Source organism: Nesterenkonia alba DSM 19423, from assembly GCF_000421745.1.
GTDB lineage: Bacteria > Actinomycetota > Actinomycetes > Actinomycetales > Micrococcaceae > Nesterenkonia > Nesterenkonia alba.
Window position 1 is genome coordinate 89,049 of sequence record NZ_ATXP01000004.1, and the last position, 16,186, is coordinate 105,234.

The 16,186-nt window shown below is 65.7% G+C and carries 12 protein-coding genes; 7 read left to right on the forward strand and 5 right to left on the reverse strand.

The genetic code is table 11. From position 1 onward, the window contains the following. Positions 1-27: 27 nt before the first annotated feature. Positions 28-2,538 (reverse strand): DNA gyrase/topoisomerase IV subunit A, encoded by a 2,511-nt coding sequence (locus H578_RS13290; RefSeq protein WP_022872510.1) that lies wholly within the window; start codon positions 2,536-2,538, stop codon positions 28-30. Between the two features lie 59 nt (positions 2,539-2,597). On the opposite strand from H578_RS13290, the gene H578_RS0104510 reads away from it, so the two are divergent. Together H578_RS0104510 and thiI are read left to right on the forward strand one after the other, a co-directional pair. Continuing rightward, positions 2,598-5,303 carry a bifunctional acetate--CoA ligase family protein/GNAT family N-acetyltransferase gene (locus H578_RS0104510; RefSeq protein WP_022872511.1) on the forward strand — a complete coding sequence of 902 codons (2,706 nt, stop codon included), beginning with the start codon at positions 2,598-2,600 and terminating at the stop codon, positions 5,301-5,303. Positions 5,304-5,322: 19 nt separating this feature from the next. Then, positions 5,323-6,552 carry a tRNA uracil 4-sulfurtransferase ThiI gene (thiI, locus tag H578_RS0104515; protein WP_022872512.1) on the forward strand — a complete coding sequence of 410 codons (1,230 nt, stop codon included), beginning with the start codon at positions 5,323-5,325 and terminating at the stop codon, positions 6,550-6,552. Positions 6,553-6,554: 2 nt separating this feature from the next. Here thiI and H578_RS0104520 read toward each other — a convergent pair whose 3' ends face one another. From H578_RS0104520 to H578_RS0104530, 3 genes are read right to left on the reverse strand one after another with little or no spacing between them, the layout of a single operon-like run. Further along, positions 6,555-7,565, reverse strand: coding sequence for an NAD-dependent epimerase/dehydratase family protein (locus H578_RS0104520; RefSeq protein ID WP_022872513.1), 1,011 nt, complete (start codon positions 7,563-7,565; stop codon positions 6,555-6,557). Further along, positions 7,562-10,318 carry an alpha/beta fold hydrolase gene (locus H578_RS0104525; protein ID WP_022872514.1) on the reverse strand — a complete coding sequence of 919 codons (2,757 nt, stop codon included), beginning with the start codon at positions 10,316-10,318 and terminating at the stop codon, positions 7,562-7,564. The genes H578_RS0104520 and H578_RS0104525 overlap by 4 nt, the downstream gene beginning before the upstream one ends. Beyond that, positions 10,312-11,352, reverse strand: a complete 1,041-nt coding sequence (locus H578_RS0104530; RefSeq protein ID WP_022872515.1) for a 3-oxoacyl-ACP synthase III — start codon at positions 11,350-11,352, stop codon at positions 10,312-10,314. Before H578_RS0104530 ends, H578_RS0104525 begins: the two co-directional genes overlap by 7 nt. Positions 11,353-11,436: 84 nt before the next feature. Here H578_RS0104530 and H578_RS13295 point away from each other — a divergent pair, with 84 nt between their 5' ends. Both H578_RS13295 and H578_RS0104540 read left to right on the forward strand, forming a co-directional pair. After that, complete coding sequence (locus tag H578_RS13295) at positions 11,437-12,036, forward strand: DUF5998 family protein (protein WP_051130779.1); 600 nt, start codon at positions 11,437-11,439, stop codon at positions 12,034-12,036. Positions 12,037-12,047: 11 nt separating this feature from the next. Next, a complete protein-coding gene (locus H578_RS0104540; RefSeq protein WP_033420269.1) occupies positions 12,048-13,256 on the forward strand; it encodes an alkaline phosphatase family protein in 1,209 nt (402 codons plus the stop codon). 3 nt (positions 13,257-13,259) lie between these two features. Here H578_RS0104540 and sepH read toward each other — a convergent pair whose 3' ends face one another. Continuing rightward, entirely contained in the window at positions 13,260-14,603 is a 1,344-nt protein-coding gene (gene sepH / locus H578_RS13300; RefSeq protein ID WP_022872518.1) for a septation protein SepH, read from the reverse strand. Positions 14,604-14,829: 226 nt separating this feature from the next. Between sepH and H578_RS0104550 the strand changes: the two genes are divergently transcribed. The 3 genes from H578_RS0104550 to dut all read left to right on the forward strand — a co-directional run bounded on the left by H578_RS0104550 (position 14,830) and on the right by dut (position 16,186). Beyond that, on the forward strand, positions 14,830-15,129 hold the full coding sequence (locus tag H578_RS0104550; protein WP_022872519.1) for a DUF4193 domain-containing protein: 300 nt from the start codon (positions 14,830-14,832) through the stop codon (positions 15,127-15,129). A gap of 3 nt (positions 15,130-15,132) precedes the next feature. Then, positions 15,133-15,612 (forward strand): DUF3093 domain-containing protein, encoded by a 480-nt coding sequence (locus H578_RS0104555; RefSeq protein WP_022872520.1) that lies wholly within the window; start codon positions 15,133-15,135, stop codon positions 15,610-15,612. Positions 15,613-15,703: 91 nt separating this feature from the next. Then, positions 15,704-16,186, forward strand: a complete 483-nt coding sequence (gene dut, locus H578_RS0104560; protein ID WP_028463938.1) for a dUTP diphosphatase — start codon at positions 15,704-15,706, stop codon at positions 16,184-16,186.

A 16,186-nucleotide genomic window follows, 5' to 3' on the forward strand; every position in this document is an offset into this window, starting at 1 on the left:
CCGGTGCGTGTCGGCTCAGGACTCGGTTCAGGAGTGTTCCAACACCTTGCGGCTGAGTGCCTCGGGGCTGGAGGCCACCGCCTCCACCGGCTGTTCGGCCGGGACGCCGGAGGCATCCCGCCTGGCCATCTCAGCGGGCAGCACCCGGGCCGAACCGTTGCGAGCAGCAGCCAGCGGGGGAGCCAGTACTGCAGCGCCCAGACTCAAATGGTCCTCGCCCCGGAGGAAACGGTGGGCACGCACCCCACCGGTCGCTCGGCCTTTAGCCGGGAACTCCGCCAGCTCCGAGACCTTCACACTGCGCACATCAAGACCCTCCAGCTGACCGTCCCCGGCGGCGCAGGTGACCACGACGGCGGCACCGGGCTCCTCAGCCGAGGCAGCCGGCACCACAGAGAACCCAATGACCTCGTCTCCCTCGGTCAGCTTCATACCTGCCACACCGGAGCCGGTGCGGCCCTGCGGACGCACCAGCGAGGCCTCATAGCGCAGCAATTGCCCGCCGCGAGAGATGAAGACGAGCTGGTCGGCATCCTCAGCCACCGCCACGGCCACGGCACGGTCGCCGTCTTTGAGGCTGATGACCTCCCACTCGTGGCGGTTCAACGGATACTCCGGAGTCACCCGTTTGACCCGACCACCGGCGGTCCCCAGGGCGATCACCGCATCAAGCGGTACGAAGCCCAGCAGCTGCTCCTTCTTCTCCAGGGAGAGGAACTCAGAGACTTTGACCCCCTGGTTGAGGTTGAGACTGCCACCGGCAATCTCCACCGCCGGCATATCGACTACCGGGACCCGCAGCATTCGACCCGAGGAGGTCACTGCACCGATCTCCCCCCGGGCGGTGGCCGGCAGTAGTGATGCCAGGGCGTCGTGCCGCCTGCGGCGAGAGGGGTGGACGAGAGCGGAACGGTCCGTGGTCCGGGCGAGCATGCCGGAGGTCGACAGCGCCACCCAGCATGGGGAGTCCGGAATCTGTAGTGCGGAGCCGGCGTCGTCGGCTGCAGAAGCCTTCCCAGCCGGCACGGGAGCTGGTTCGGACTCAGCCTCCAGCAGTTGGGTGCGCCGATCATCCCCGTACTTCTCAGCCACTTCGTCGAGTTCCTCCGCGACCGTCCGGCGTAGCAGCTCGTCGGAGTCCAGAATCGCACTGAGTTGCTCGATCTCCTCTTCGAGCCGGCGTTTCTCCTGTTCCAACTCGATGGTCGAATACCGGGTCAGCTGGCGCAGCCGCAGCTCCAGAATATGCTCAGCCTGCGGTTCGGTGAGATCGAAGATGGTCATCAGCCGCTGCCGAGCAGCGGCGGTGTCCTCAGCGGCGCGGATGATCTGGATGACCTCGTCGATGTCGACAATGGCAATGAGCAGACCCTCCACCAGGTGGAGACGGTCTTTGCGCTTGCCCAGCCGGTGGGCAGTGCGCCGCCGCACTACCGTCAGCCGGTGGTCAACATAGACCTGTAGAAGCTCGAGTAACCCCATCGTCCGGGGCTGACCGTCCACCAAAGCCACGTTGTTGATCCCGAAGGAGTCCTCCAGCGGAGTGAGCTTGTACAGCTGAGCCAGTACCGCCTGCGGATTGAACCCGGCCTTCAGTTCGATGACCATCCGCAGCCCGTGCTTGCGGTCGGTGAGATCGAGCACATCGGAGACCCCGGTGAGCTTCTTCGACTGGGCGGCTTCTTTGGTCTTCTCGATGACCTTCTCCGGACCGACCATGTAGGGCAGTTCAGTCACCACAATGCCGGTTTTGCGGGCCGAGACCTGCTCGATGCTCACTTTGGCTCGGGTTTTGAAGCTGCCACGTCCGGTCCGGTAGGCCTCACGTATTCCTTCCAGGCCCACGATCCGTCCGCCCGAGGGCAGGTCCGGGCCAGGAATGTGCTCCATGATGTCTTCGAGAGTCGCCTCCGGGTTGAGAATGAGGTGTTTGGCCCCGGAGACCACCTCCCTCAGGTTGTGCGGGGCCATATTGGTGGCCATGCCCACGGCGATCCCGCTAGCCCCGTTGACCAGCAGGTTCGGCAGAGCGCTGGGCAGGACCGAAGGCTGGGTGAGCTGGTTGTCATAGTTCGGCTCAAAGTCGACGACGTCCTCATCGAGGTCAGCAGTCATCGCCATCGCAGCAGCGGTCATCCGCGCCTCGGTGTAGCGGGCGGCCGCGGGACCATCGTCGAGCGAGCCGAAGTTGCCGTGGCCATCAACCAGCGGTAGACGCAGCGCAAAGGACTGGCTCATCCGCACCAGAGCGTCATAAATGGCGGCATCCCCATGCGGGTGCAGCTTCCCCATCACCTCGCCGACCACACGGGCGGACTTCACATGACCCTTATCCGGACGGAGGCCCATCTGCGCCATCATGTACAGGATCCGGCGCTGCACCGGTTTGAGCCCGTCGCGGGCATCGGGCAAGGCCCGGGAGTAGATCACCGAGTAGGCGTACTCCAGGAAGGAGGTCTCCATCTCCGAGGCGACGTCGATATCGGTGATATTGCTCTCAGGGGTGGCCGGGGCAGCGGCGGTCTGGCGGCGGGCCATAGTTGGCGAGTACGGTCCTTGTCTCACGAGGCGGGCAGATGGTCGTTACCCTTGATCCTATGGGCCAGACACCACGCGGGCGTGGATATCCGGAACACTGGGAAGCCGATGTCGTGCTGCGTGACGGTGCGGCGGCGCATTTGCGGCCCATCACTCCCGACGACGCCGAGCGGCTCCAACGCATGCACGCCGGCCAGTCCGAATCCTCCATCTACCTGCGCTACTTCACCTATAAGGCCACCCTCAGTGACGAGGATCTCGAACGTTTTACCAACATCGACTACGTCAACCGGGTCTCCTTTGTGGTGCTGCTCGATGAAGAGATCATCGCCGTTGGCGGCTATGACCGGATCGAGGGAACCACCGAGGCTGAAGTCTCCTTCAACGTGTCCGATGACCACCAGGGGCGCGGTCTGGGGTCCATTCTGTTGGAGCACCTGGCCGCCGCCGGCCGGGAACGCGGCATTGAACTGTTTTCGGCTGAGGTGCTGCCCCAGAACCGCAAAATGATCGGGGTCTTCACCGAAGCCGGCTATGAAGTCAGCCGCAGTTTTGAAGATGACGTCATTCTGGTGAGGTTCCCCATCGACCCCACGGAGAAATCCCGGGCCGTTATGGAAGCCCGTGAACACCGGGCCGAGGCCCGCAGTGTTCGCGGGCTGCTCTCACCTGCGCAGGTGGCGATCATCGGTGCCTCTCGGGAATACGGGTCCGTGGGCTACCACCTGTTGGAGAACATCGTTGAAGGCCGTTTCACCGGCGGTGTGCACTCCGTGAATCCGGAGGCCTATGAACCCGAGTCGGCGGCGTCGGGCTCCACACTGGCCCATATCCGCCACAACGTAGATCTCGCAGTGGTGGCGGTCCCTCCAGAGCACCTCGACCGGGTGGTCAGCGACTGTGGTCGTGCCGGTGTGAAGGGCATCCTGGTGGTCACCGAATCCACCGGCCGCATCGACCAAGGTGAGCTCGTCCGCCAGGCACGGCGCTGGGGGATGCGGGTTATTGGTCCTGCTTCGGTCGGACTCATCAATACCGACCCGGAGGTGCGGCTCAACGCGTCGTTGACGCCGGTGATGCCGGTACGCGGAGGTATTGGGCTGTTCAGTCAGTCCGCCTCTGTGGGGGTGTCACTGACCGCCCAGGCGCACCGGCGCAGTGTGGGAATCACCGCCTCCATCTCCGCGGGTAACCGGGCCGATGTCTCCGGTAATGACGCTATGCAGTATTTCGAGGACGACGCCGCCACCCGGGCTCTGGGGGTCTACCTTGAGTCTTTCGGCAACCCTCGGAAGTTCTCCCGTATTGCCCGCCGGGTCTCCCGCAGTAAACCCGTGGTGGTGGCGAAATCCGATGTCATGGGACGCCGACTGCCCCCCGGCCACGAAGTGCGGACCACCCGGGCCCCGGCCGGCGCAGTCGATGCCATGCTGGAGAACTCCGGGGTCATCCAAACCGGTAACCACGACTCTCTGATGGATGTGCTCCAGGTGCTGGCTACCCAGCCGCTGCCCACGGGCAATCGGCTCGGTATTCTGACCAATTCCCCCTCGATTGGACGAATCCTCGCCGACGCTGCGGAAGGTCACGGACTGCGGCCGGTGCGGATCGACGCTGAACTTGACCTGGAGGTCCCGGAAGACCAGGCCCGAACCCGTCTGTCCCAGGCCCTGACGGACCAGTTCTACGATGACGAGATCGACGCCGTCGCCCTGTGTCTACAACCACGGATCACCGGGGAGCAGTACGACTTCTTCCGGTCGATCTCAGAGGTGGCTCGGCAGCAGACCAAACCGATGGTGATGTCGCTGATCGGAGTGCTCTCAGCCGAGGTGCCGCTAAATTTCATCGGCAATGCCGGTCCGGTCATGGAAGACGGTGCCCTGCAGCAGGGCGTGCCGGTGTTCAACTCCCCGGCGCGGTCGGTCACCGCACTGGGGAAGATCACCCGGTACGTCCAATGGCGGGCCGAAGGCATCGGGGAGAGCTTCGTGCCCGCTGGGCTTGAGGGCCCCAGGACCGCCAAACAGGGGGACGAGCTGCTCGATACCTGGCTGGAAGACCTCGACGGTGCCGAGCTGCACCGCCTGAGCCAGGAGCAGACCGCCGAACTACTGGAACTCTACGGATTGCACCTGTTGGAATCGGTCCGGTTCGACACCGCAGATGAAGCCGCTGAGGCGGCTCAGCGGATGGGCTATCCGGTGGCGGTGAAGTCCACGAACCCGTACCTGCGCCACCGCCTGGACCTCGGTGGAGTGCAGCTGAACATCGACGACGAGCATATGCTCCGCCGGGCGGTCACCGATATGCGCCGCCAGCTGGCACGGTACGGAAGTCCCGGCTTAGAGGTCCAGCCGATGGCTCCGACCGGACAGGGATGCATTGTGCGGGCCATCGAGGACCCCATGATGGGACCGGTAGTATCTTTCGGTGTCTCCGGGGATGCGGTAGATCTGCTGGGAGACTGGGCTCATGCTGTTCCGCCGATGACTGACCAGGACGTGCGTCGATTGGTTCGTGGGCCCAAGGCCGCCCGGAAGCTCTTCGGCTACCAAGGGTTGCCGGGGGTGGACGCCGCGGCCCTGGAGGACGCCGTACAGCGGGTCGCCATCCTGAAGGACAACCACCCCCAGGTGGCGGTGCTGCAACTGTCCCCGCTGCTGGCCTCATCCGAAGGGATCAGCCTGCTGCATGCCACCGTGGACATCGCCAACCCCCAGGAGCGCACTGACTCCGCCCGCCGAGCGATCTCGCGGTACTGAAGAGAGGAAGTATCACACCATGGAGACGATCCGCTGTGTCCTGCTGAAGCAGGGGGAGATCTTCCTCAAAGGGGAAAACCGCTCAGTCTTCCAGAAGAAACTGCGGCAGAACTTCGAACGCACCTTCCCCAGCGAATGCGGACAGATCCGTGTCCAACCCCGCGGGGGCGTCGTCGTGCTCTATCCACAGCGCAACGCCGACCACCTGGCGGCCCGGATGACTGAAGTCCCCGGAATCAATGTGGTCGATATCGCCGTGCACGTGCCCAAGGAAACCGGGGCCATCGTGGCCGCGGCCCTGGGGGAGCTGCGCCGGCGGTTCGGCGAAGACCTCAGCGCTGAGCAGCGAGCCTTCGCCGTGATCTCTCATCGGCGAGACAAGCAGTATCCACTGACCTCCGAGCAGCTCAACCGCGGTATTGGCGCGGAGATCCAAAAGGCCACTGGCTGGCCAGTGAACCTCAGCCGCCCCGAGGTCAGCATCCGGGTGGAGATCAACTTCGGGGAGGCGTTCGTCTCCGTGGAACGTCTACGGGGACTCGGCGGACTACCGGTGGGCAGTTCAGGCCGGGCCATGGTGCTGCTCTCCGGCGGGTTTGACTCCCCGGTGGCGGGCTTCCGGATGATGAAGCGGGGACTGGCCTGCGACTTCATCCACTTCTCCGGAGCTCCTTACACTGACCCCTCATCGACCTACAAGGCCTATGCCCTGGTCAAACAGCTCAGCCGATTCCAGCCTGCCTCCCGGTTGTGGGTGGCGCAGCTGGGCACAGCTCAGCGCACGCTGGCCTCATCGTCCGACCCGGCCCTGCGGACCGTGGCGCAGCGCCGGCTCATGCTACGCATCGCCGAGGAACTCGCCCACCGTCAGCGTGCAGCCGCCCTGGTCACCGGGGACAGTCTGGGGCAGGTGGCCAGCCAAACCCTGAGCAACATCGCCACAGTGGACCAGGCGACCACACTGCCGGTCCTGCGGCCGTTAGTCGGCTGGGACAAGGAAGAGATCATCGCGGAGGCGCGGCGTATCGGCACTGAGGAGATCTCCGTGCTGCCCGACCAAGACTGCTGCACTCTCCTGGCGCCGCCACGGCCTGCCACACATTCCGATGCTGAGACTCTGCTCAAGGTTGAAAAGCGTGCCGGGATTGACGACCTCGTTGCCGGGACCGTGGCCAATCTGCAGGAATTCCGGTTCGCTGGGGGGCACGACACCTCCCAGCGAACCGAGGAGCCGGTGGCCGCTGGCTGAGGTTACAGCACCCGCCCGGTGCGGCGGATGTGCTGTGCCAGTCGGCGGAGGCCTTCATCAATACTGACCGCTGGCTGCCAGTTCAGCGCCTGCCGGGTGGTGCGTTGGTCGAACCAGTGTGCGGTTGAGAGCTGTTCGGCGAGGAACTTGGTCATCGGCGGTTCGTCCTCGTGCGGACCGGTCAGCTCCCAGAGCTTTTCGATCGCCAGGCCTGCCCCCTTGGCCAGGCTGGGGGGTACTCGCAGCCGCGGTGGCTTGGCTCCACCTGCTTGCGCGATCCCGGCGAGCAGTTCACCAATGGGACGCGGTTCCCCATTAGTGAGCACCAGCCGCTGCCCAGCAATCATCGGCAAGCGGCGCAGTCCCGCGGCGAAAGCGTCGACGGCGTTGTCGATGTAGAGAGTATCCACCAGGGCCGCGCCGGTACCTAACAGTGGAAGCCGCCCGGAGCGGGCCCGCTGGACGATCCGGGCTGTCAACTGCCCGTCCCCGGGGCCCCACACCAGGTGCGGGCGAATAATGAGCACCTTCGTGCCGGCTGAAGCCCGGGCCTGGGCGATCTGCTCGGCCTCGGCTTTGGTCTGGGCGTAGTGGCCTTCGGCGTGGAGTGGGTCGGCCGGCCCTGCTTCCGCTGCGATGAGTGACTCACCGGCGTGAGCCACCGAAGGGGAGGAGACATGAAGAACGTGCTCGACGTCGGCGAGCCACGCCTCATCGAACAGCAGCTCCGTGCCCCCGATATTGACCCGTTCGAACTCGTCCCGACGCCCACTGACGGAGACCTTCGCCGCGAAGTGGACAATAGCGTCCTGCCCCTTCACCGCCCGAGCCACATCAGCGGGGTCGGTGAGCGAGCCGCGAACATCCCGAGCGCCGCTCACCCCGCTGGGTCGACGCTGGAAGGTCGTCACCTCATAGCCGGTGTCGACCAGGCGTTGGGCGACACTGCGTCCCAACAGCCCGGAGGCCCCTGTCACCAGCACCTTGGAGCCGGGGAGGATCTCAGTGCTCACGGAGCACCTGACCTCTCTCCGGCGAGCACTGTCTGGGCCCACTGGGCCAGCCGGGTCCGGTCAATCTTCGAGTTATGCCGAATATCGGTGGGCAGCTCATCGACCACCAATACCGCGGCGACGGGGATCTCTGTGGCGGCCCGCACCCGGGCCGCGAAGTCGGGGCTAGCCAGGGGGGAGGAGCCGTAACGCAGCCTCAGGCCCGGCTCCGGCTCGATGATCGAGACCACCGCCTGAGTACCTACCGGCCCCACTCCGACCGCCGCACTGCGGGCCACCTCGGGTAGAGCATCCACAGGTGTTTCAATGACACCGGGGCCAAGCGGACCTTCAGGGGAGGTGATGACATGCTGCAGGCGCCCCTGGATCCACAGCCTGCCGGCGTCGTCGATATGTCCCACATCACCGGTGCGATGCCACAGCAGCCCCTGGTCGGTATCGCGTGCGGCCAGTCGGTCGGTGAACCATAGCCGGTCGTAGCCGGCCTTCAGATGTGCTGCTGAGACCACCAGTTCCCCGAGGACACCGGGAACATCGGTCGGCTCGGCCAGTTCCTCGGCCGGACGGCCGGTTTCATCCAACGGCGCGACAGCGAAACGCACCCCCGGGACTGGCTGCCCCACACACACCCCGGGTTGACCGGTACGCATCGCCTGGTGGATGCCTTCCCGGTCGATATCGGCCTGCAGCAGACCCTCGGTCATGCCGTAGGGAGTGTGCAGCTCAGCGGCGGGGAAGATCTCCTGGACCTCATCGAGTAACCGGGGATGTACCGGTGCCCCGGCAGAGAGCACCAACCGGATCTTTCGCAGCGCTTTGGTCTGTTCAGCGGAGAGGTCTGCAGCGGTGGCGACCACATTGCGTAGCGCGGCCGGAGAGCCGAAGAACATGGTGGCACCTCCGGCCAGGGCAGCCTCGGCCACCGCAGCGGCGGTGAGCGTGGAAGGTTTCGTCACTGACATATCCGGGGTGACCGAGGTGGCTCCGATCGCCGGCCCCAGCAGCGCGAAGGGTGCGAAACCAGCAATGAGCGAGGCCCCCGGTTTGACGTCGAATGTCTCTTTCAGCAGGGCCACGAGAGCGCCGAGCCGAGCGTGGGTGTAGACCACGCCCTTGGCGGGCCCGGTGGAGCCGGAGGTGAAGAGGATCGCGGCGGCGTCGTCGGGCTCTGGAGCGGGGACTTGCTGCAACAGGGCCCCGGCGTGACGTCGCAGCAGCCGGGTCACCGAAGCTTCCACGTGCAATGCACGAGCCTGACGGGTGCTCAGCGCATCGACACTGATGCGACGCCCCGGCCAGCCAAAGGTCCGGGCTACGGTCAACCCCGGAACCGCACCAATGATCCAGTCTGGCCACGCTGAGCGCACCGCACGGGTCATCCCACGTAGTCCCAGGCCGGCGTCGGCGACGACAACTACCGCCCCCAGCCGCAGGCAGGCGTAGAGAATGACTGTGAGCGTATTCCCCGGCTGGACGAGCAAGGAGACCCGGTCGCCGCGGCGTACCCCTAGCTCGTGGAGCCCTACGGCCAAGGCATCGACCTGTTCACGCAGTTGCCCCCATGTCAGCGTGCGGTCACCCTGCTCGGCAGTCATATCCACGGCCGCCGGGGCGGTACGCCGCCAACTGATGGTCAGTTCTTCCAAGGCATCGTGCAGGCGTGCGATGGGTGCTGCCGGTGGGGGAGAGGCCAAAGCCCTGCGGTCAGAGGCCTCAGGGTTGAAGGTGTCCTCCAGCCAAAGGAACAGCGGTGCGGCGATGTCACGTTCCTCGATGAGCAGATGTCCCGCCCCTTCGAACCGGTGTAGATCGGCATGGGGGAGTCGCTGCAGCAGGTCGGCCAGGTACCGGTCCCGGAATACCGGGTCCTTAGGCCCCCAGAGCAGCAGGGCAGGTTTTTGCCAGGACCGCAGTGCCTCTGAGGTCTCATCAAGGACCGTGCGGGAGGTGTGCTGGGCTAGGGCCGGGATATCCGCCACAAATCCGCCGATCCCGCCCCGACCCAGTCGGGAGACATACGGGGCCCGGTAGGCGGCCCGGACATCAGGGTCGAGCCCTCCTTCAGGCAAGGACAGTGTTACCTTCAGGAACGCATCAGTGAGCACCGTGGAGCTCGGCAGCACACCGGGAGCCATAGCCGCCCGCAACGCTGGGGGCACCGGTTCACCGGCCGGCTGATCCACTGCGGTGTTGAGGCTGACCACTGCGTCCACCGCTTCCCGGTGCCGGGTAGCCCAGGCCAGCGAGATGATCCCACCCCAGTCGTGCCCCAGGGTGACCAGGGGGGCTTCAATGTCGATCTCCAAAGCGTCCATCAGTCCGTCCAGGTCGCCCAGGCGGTCTTCGAGCCGGCGGTAGCCATCTGCGTGCACACTGGGCGCCTCGAGGTGCTCTAGCCGTTCGGAGAAACCCATGTCCAGCTGGTCCGGTGCGATGACCCGCCAGGCGTGGCCCGGGCGAGCCAGCTCCACTGATGCCGCCAGCACCGATCGCCACATATAGGACCAGGTCGGGTTGCCGTGCACGGCGAGAATGGTGCCGGTGGGCGTGATGCCGCGATCTGCAAGGGCGTCTGCGGTGTCCAGCACGTGGAAGCCCCGCGGCCCGTCAGGGGTCTTGGCGGTCACCAGGCGGGACCACTGCGCATCCAGTCCGGGCAGCGGGGTTTGCGTCAGAGTGTGGAACGGTAGGCGGGCAGAGGCGGCAGGGATTGGCGGGAAGAGGCGGGGCACGGTGCTCAGCCGGTTCACCATTCGATCTCCACCATCGCGGTGTTCAGCCCGGAGCCCACACCCATGCACAGCACCCTGGATCCGGTCACCAGGTTCTTCGCCTCACGGGCCAGGGTGATCGGCAGAGAGGCCGGCCCCACATTGCCCAGCTCCGGATACGTCACCGGAACTTTCTTCTTATCCAGCTTGGCGGCCTTAATGATGGAGGAGGTATGCAGCTGGGAGACCTGATGGGTGACGTAAGCATCCATGGACTGCCAGGAGAAATGTTTCTTCGCGTCCTCCCAGGCGTTCATCACCAGTTCCAGTCCACCGTCGAGCAATCCACGCGCATCGGTGAACATCCCGCGGTGGTCTCCCACACACAGTTCGTGGTGCTGGGTCGCCGCCCGCGTCACCCCACCGACGATCCGGTGCCCTTCTGGGTGCTCATCGGCCGGGCCAATGACCGCCGCAGCCGCTCCGCATCCCAGGGTCAAGGAGGCGAACTCCGTCATGAAGTCCTGGCGGGAGACTTCCTCCAAGGCGTTAATCCGCTCAACGGTGGCGTCCTGGACCTTGCGGGCATCCTCCCCGTTGACGATGAGCACATATCTGGCCTGCCCGGCGTCGATCATGGTGGCCGCCAGGGTCATCGCGTTGACGAAACCCAGACAGGCGTTGGTGATGTCAAAGTTCATGGCCGAACTCGGTAGACCCAGCTCGTGGTGGACCCCCACCGCCACTGACGGCTCCAGGTGCTCGCGGGTCACTGAGGTGTTGATCATCACCGAGATGTCCTCGGTGCTGACCCCGGCGGCTTCGAGGGCTCGGCGCCCTGCCTCTACGGTGCCGGCGCGTACTTCGTCATCGCTGCGCCAGTTCCGCCGGGCTTTGACCCCGGCTACCCGCTGCAGCAGTCCGGAAGGGAGCTTGAGTCGCTTGAGCGCATCGGCCAGACGCTTATCGAGGTCTTTGGAGGTCAGCACCAGGGGGGCCTCGACCTCGGCCACCGACAACAGCGCAGCGTTGCGGTGGTGGAAGGTCGTGTTTCCCTCAGACCGTTTCTGCAGCACCGGACCATTATGTCGAATGACACCAGGCCGGGCTAATCGGCACTGGCCACGGGCAGCTGGCCGTTTACTTTTACTATGGAGCCCATGACGCTTCAGCAGGCCATTGAGCGCGGTGGCTTCTATCCCGCCCTCGTACACCACACCGTCACCGATGCGCTCGACGGACGGGAGGCCACCCACCAAATCGTGCACGTCGATACGCACTTCGATATGGAGGAAGTCCATCGGCACATTACGGTGCTGGCCCTGGCCGAGGATGTCGTCGTCGTCGCTCACCTGGATGACCATGACGCCGACGATCAACCGGGGACCTACCCTCACGACGACGCCGGCCCCTCCGCCTCTGGGGATGTCGTCGCCCGGATCTCCACTGAAGTGGTGCCGGTGCGGCGTCTGGGCTCGGTCATCCTCTCGGAGGTGCACCGCCGTCCGGAGCAGTTTGACCCGCAGCGCGGACTGGCCGAGGTCACCCTGACGATGAACTGGTCCGGCGGAGCCCGGTTCGATTCGATGCCCGCTGACTGCGGCAACCCCGAGTGCGTGGCTGACCACGGTGATACCGGCACCGTTTCACCGGAGGACATCGTGTTACGCATCGCCGCTACTGCTGAAGGCGACACCGCTGTGGAGGAGGCGCGCAGCTTCGTCAAAGCCTTGCGGCGCGCCTGTCTGAAATACGCCTGAGGCGGAATCGCATGAGTCGTTTGCCCCCATGGCCCGCACCGCCGGACTACGACGGCGCCCACTTGCGTCACGTGCTGCCCTCAACCTGCGCTGCGCTGGGACTTGAGGGATTCACCAACCGGCTCGGTGTGCCCCAGAGCAATATTGCCGTCGTCGTGCTCGCCGACGGACTGGGAGAGCGCAATCTCGCTGCTCATACCGGCCACGCACGTCACTTGGGGGCCGCCTGGCGCAGCCTGCAGACGGCCCGCACCCTGGACTGCGGAGTGCCGGCCACTACGGCCACCTCGTTGAGTTCCTTCGGCACCGGAGCCACCCCCGGGGAGCACGGCATGCTCGGCTATGACCTCTACGCTGAGCACCTTGACCGCGTGGTCAATATGCTCGGCGGCTGGGATGACGACGTCGACCCCGCCACTTGGCAGCCGGTACCGAGCCTGTTGCGCCAGGCGCAGCAGGCCGGAGCCGAGGTGCTGACGGTCTCCCGCAGCCAATTCCGAGATTCCCAGTTGACCCGGGCTGCCCTCCAGGGCGGGGAGTTCGCCGGTGCCGACCGGATCGAACACCGTTTCCGGGCCGCCGCAGAGTGGATCACCGCCCAGCGGCAGGCCTGCGGTGGGGTGCGCCGCGGCCCGCCCACCCCACTGCTGGTGTACCTCTACGTTGACGAGCTGGACAAAGCCGGTCACGAATACGGTGTCGCCTCCGCGCAGTGGCGACACCGTCTGGAGAGCCTTGATGAAGCAGCCCGCCGGTTCTGCCACAGCATGCGGGAACGATTCGGGGACCAGATCACGGTGTTGCTGACGGCGGACCATGGAATGATCGACTTACCGAAGACCGCTCGGACCGATATCAGCGCCCGGGAGGATTTACTCACCGGGGTGGTGCACACTGCCGGTGATCCGCGTCTGGTCTACCTGCACACCGCCGCCGGCGCCGCTGGGGAGGTGGCCGACCGCTGGCAGGAGGCCTTCGGGGACCAAGCCTGGGTCCTGCAGCGTGAGGAGGCCATCGCCGCCGGATGGTTCGGTCCCGTCACCGAGGCTGCCGCCGAGCGGATCGGAGACGTGGTGGTCGCCATGTACGACGACGCCGGCATTTTCCACACCGCACGCACCGGCCGAGAGATCGCCTCGCTCGTGGGATTCCATGGCTCCCTGACGGAGACCGAACGGAAGGTGCCACTGCTGGAGCTCACCGGGCGTGCCCTCGGGTGAGGTTCAATCGTCCTTGGAGCCGAAGAGGATGTCATCCCAGCTGGGCATCGTGGGCCGACGGGACTTTCGCGTGGAGGACCGGCGCTTAGGCGGAGCCGGTTGGTGGGCCTCATCTGCTGGTGAATCGGTTGTTGAATCCTCGCTGCGGGATTGGTCTTGGGCGTGCTGGTGAGGCCCCTGGTCAGCGGTGGCGGGTTCGGTGTCTGAGGGGCCACCCCCGCCGGTGTCGGAACCAGACTCGGCGGGGTCCTCGTCCCCGTCCTGGTAGCTGAATCCCCACGCGTCGGTGGCAGAGTCGGTCTCGGTTTCCTCGCTGAACTGCTCCATCCCCGGCAATGCTCCGGTGGTGTGTTCTTCACCGGATGCGGTCTCTTCGGCAGAGGCGATCTTCTCGGAGGGCTCTTCGTCGGTGTCGTCTGGGCCCACCGCGCGCAACGGGGAGACCGTGGCAGGAGCTGACTCGTCCCGGGTGAGCATCGTGGCGAGCTTGTCTTCGGCCTCGTGGTCGGTGCCCAGGCGCTGGCCGCGGCGGGCCCGCAGAATCTCCAACAGATCCTCGGCGTCGTGACCGGTGGAGGGGCCACCACCGGGTGCGGTCTGCCCGGCCGGGTGCGGTTCGGTGGCCGGCTGTGGTGGTGCGGATCCGGCGGAGGAGTCGACGTCGAAGGGCTCGTCCACCGGAGCCAGACGACGGCGCCGGGAGGATGGTGTTGTGGTGGCCGCCGGTAGTTTCATCAGCGTTTCGGCCCACTTGTTCTCCGGACGTAGTGACCGTGCTGAGGGGTTGAAGACCCAGCGGGCGGGGGGACGCTCACCCACAGTGCCGGCGTCGGAATCTTCGGCCAATGTGAAGTCGCAGACCACAGTCCAGGTTCCGTCTTCGCGCCGCCAGGCGTCCCAGGAGGCCTCCTCAGAGGAGACTCCCAGCTGACGCAGCCGCACTGAGGTCATCGCCTCCAGGGTGGCCGGGGCATCGCCGAAAGCTAATCGGTGTGTCTGCCCGGAGGAGGCCCGAGCGACCACGGTTTCCCGTGCGCGGGCGGCGTAGAAGGCACGTTCATCAGCGATCGGTCCGGCGAAACGCAGCACATACTCCCGGGCCTGCCCGCTGGAGGCGACGACGTCGTCCACGCTGGCCCCGGCGCGCAGCTTCGCCTGGATCTGCCGTGGCGACATCGGCTGGCGCTGGTCCGCCTCTGCGGTGCGGGTGGGGGAGTTGACCTGGGCAATCGCGGCACGCAGGGCCTCGTCGACGGCCACGCGGTACTCGCCGCCCTCGTTGTCTGAGAGCACCAGCGCCGGTGTGCCGCCTTCGGCATCTACCCCGACGATGCGCAGCTGAAGCATGACCTTGGTCTGTCCTCCGCGTGGAAACACTTGTCTTGTCGGGCAACCTTACCGCGCAGTCCTGCCGGACCATTAGGCTCGCTCAACCTGCGGTTCAAACACGCCCGCGTCGACGGGATTGGACGAATAGGGGGAGAGTCGGACACAATCTGTGCGACCTGTTGCGTCCAGCAGGCGGGCCCGACCTGCACGGATGCTGCCAGACCCCAGGAGTGGAGCACCAGATATGGCTACCGACTACGATGCGCCCCGTAAGAACGAGGACGAAGTCAATGAGGACTCGATTGAGGAGCTGAAGAACCGCTCGACCAACCGCCAGTCCGCGGTGGTGGACGAGGACGAGGCTGAGGCTGCTGAAGGTTTCGAACTGCCCGGTGCGGACCTCTCCGACGAGGAGTTGCAGGTGCGGGTGTTGCCGGCTCAGAATGACGAATTCACCTGCGGGGAATGCTTCCTGGTGCGCCACCGGTCACAGGCGATCGACCGCGGTGACGGCACCCTCATCTGCGCTGACTGCGAAGGCTGAGCGGTGGACACCGAGCGCGTCCTCTACACTGAGCGGCTCTGGCCCGCCTGGTGGCTGTGGACTGCCCTGGTCATCGCCGGGGCTGCGCTGTCGGTCATCTTCTTTCCGATCGATGTGATGTACGGGGTGCTGGCGATGATCGTCGGCATCGCTTTAGTGGTCTTCGCCCTGTGGATCACCACTCCCCGTCTTGAGATCACTGAGGCGGTGCTGCGGGTCGGGCGTGCACAGATCGAACGGCAGTACCTGGGCCGGGTGGTGGCCCACACCGGGGATGCCGCTACCGAGCAGCTGGGACCGGGCTTTGATGCTCGCAGTTACCAGTGCATCCGCGGGTGGATTCCCACCGTGGTCACCGCACAGATCACCGATCCTGAGGACCCCACGCCGTACTGGATCTTCTCCACCCGCAATCCGCAGGCGGTCCTCGCCGCCCTGGACTCGGAGGAGCCGGTCCGCACCACTGGTGTCTCCCGCCTCTAAAGTGCCTGCCGGCCTGCTGCCGGGCATACCGGATGGTGGGATGGACCCCGCTGCCGGGGTGCCAGGATCTCAGGCAGCATCTGTAGACTCAGTGACCGTGAAACCCCTGGACGTCCCGATTCAGCTGCTCGACCCCGATCTCCCCCTGCCCCGCTATGCGCGTAGCGATGACGCCGGAGCCGATCTACTCAGCGCAGAAGACTTCACTCTGCAGCCCGGGGAGCGGCGACTGGTACCCACTGGCATTGCCATCGCCATCCCTGCCGGTTGGGTGGGCCTGGTGCATCCGCGCAGCGGCCTGGCCGTCCGGCATGGGGTGACACTGGTCAACAGCCCCGGCACTATCGACGCCGGATACCGCGGGGAAGTCAAAGTTCCCCTGGTCAACACCGATCGTCACCAACCGGTGAGTTTCGCCCGCGGGGACCGCATCGCCCAACTGGTCATCCAGCGTGTGGAGCATGCCGCCTTCCGCCCGGTGGAGAAGCTGCCGGATTCCGAACGGGGTGAGTCCGGATTCGGCTCCACTGGGGGTCACGCCGCAGCCGCACCCACTACACCCCAGACCCGCTGA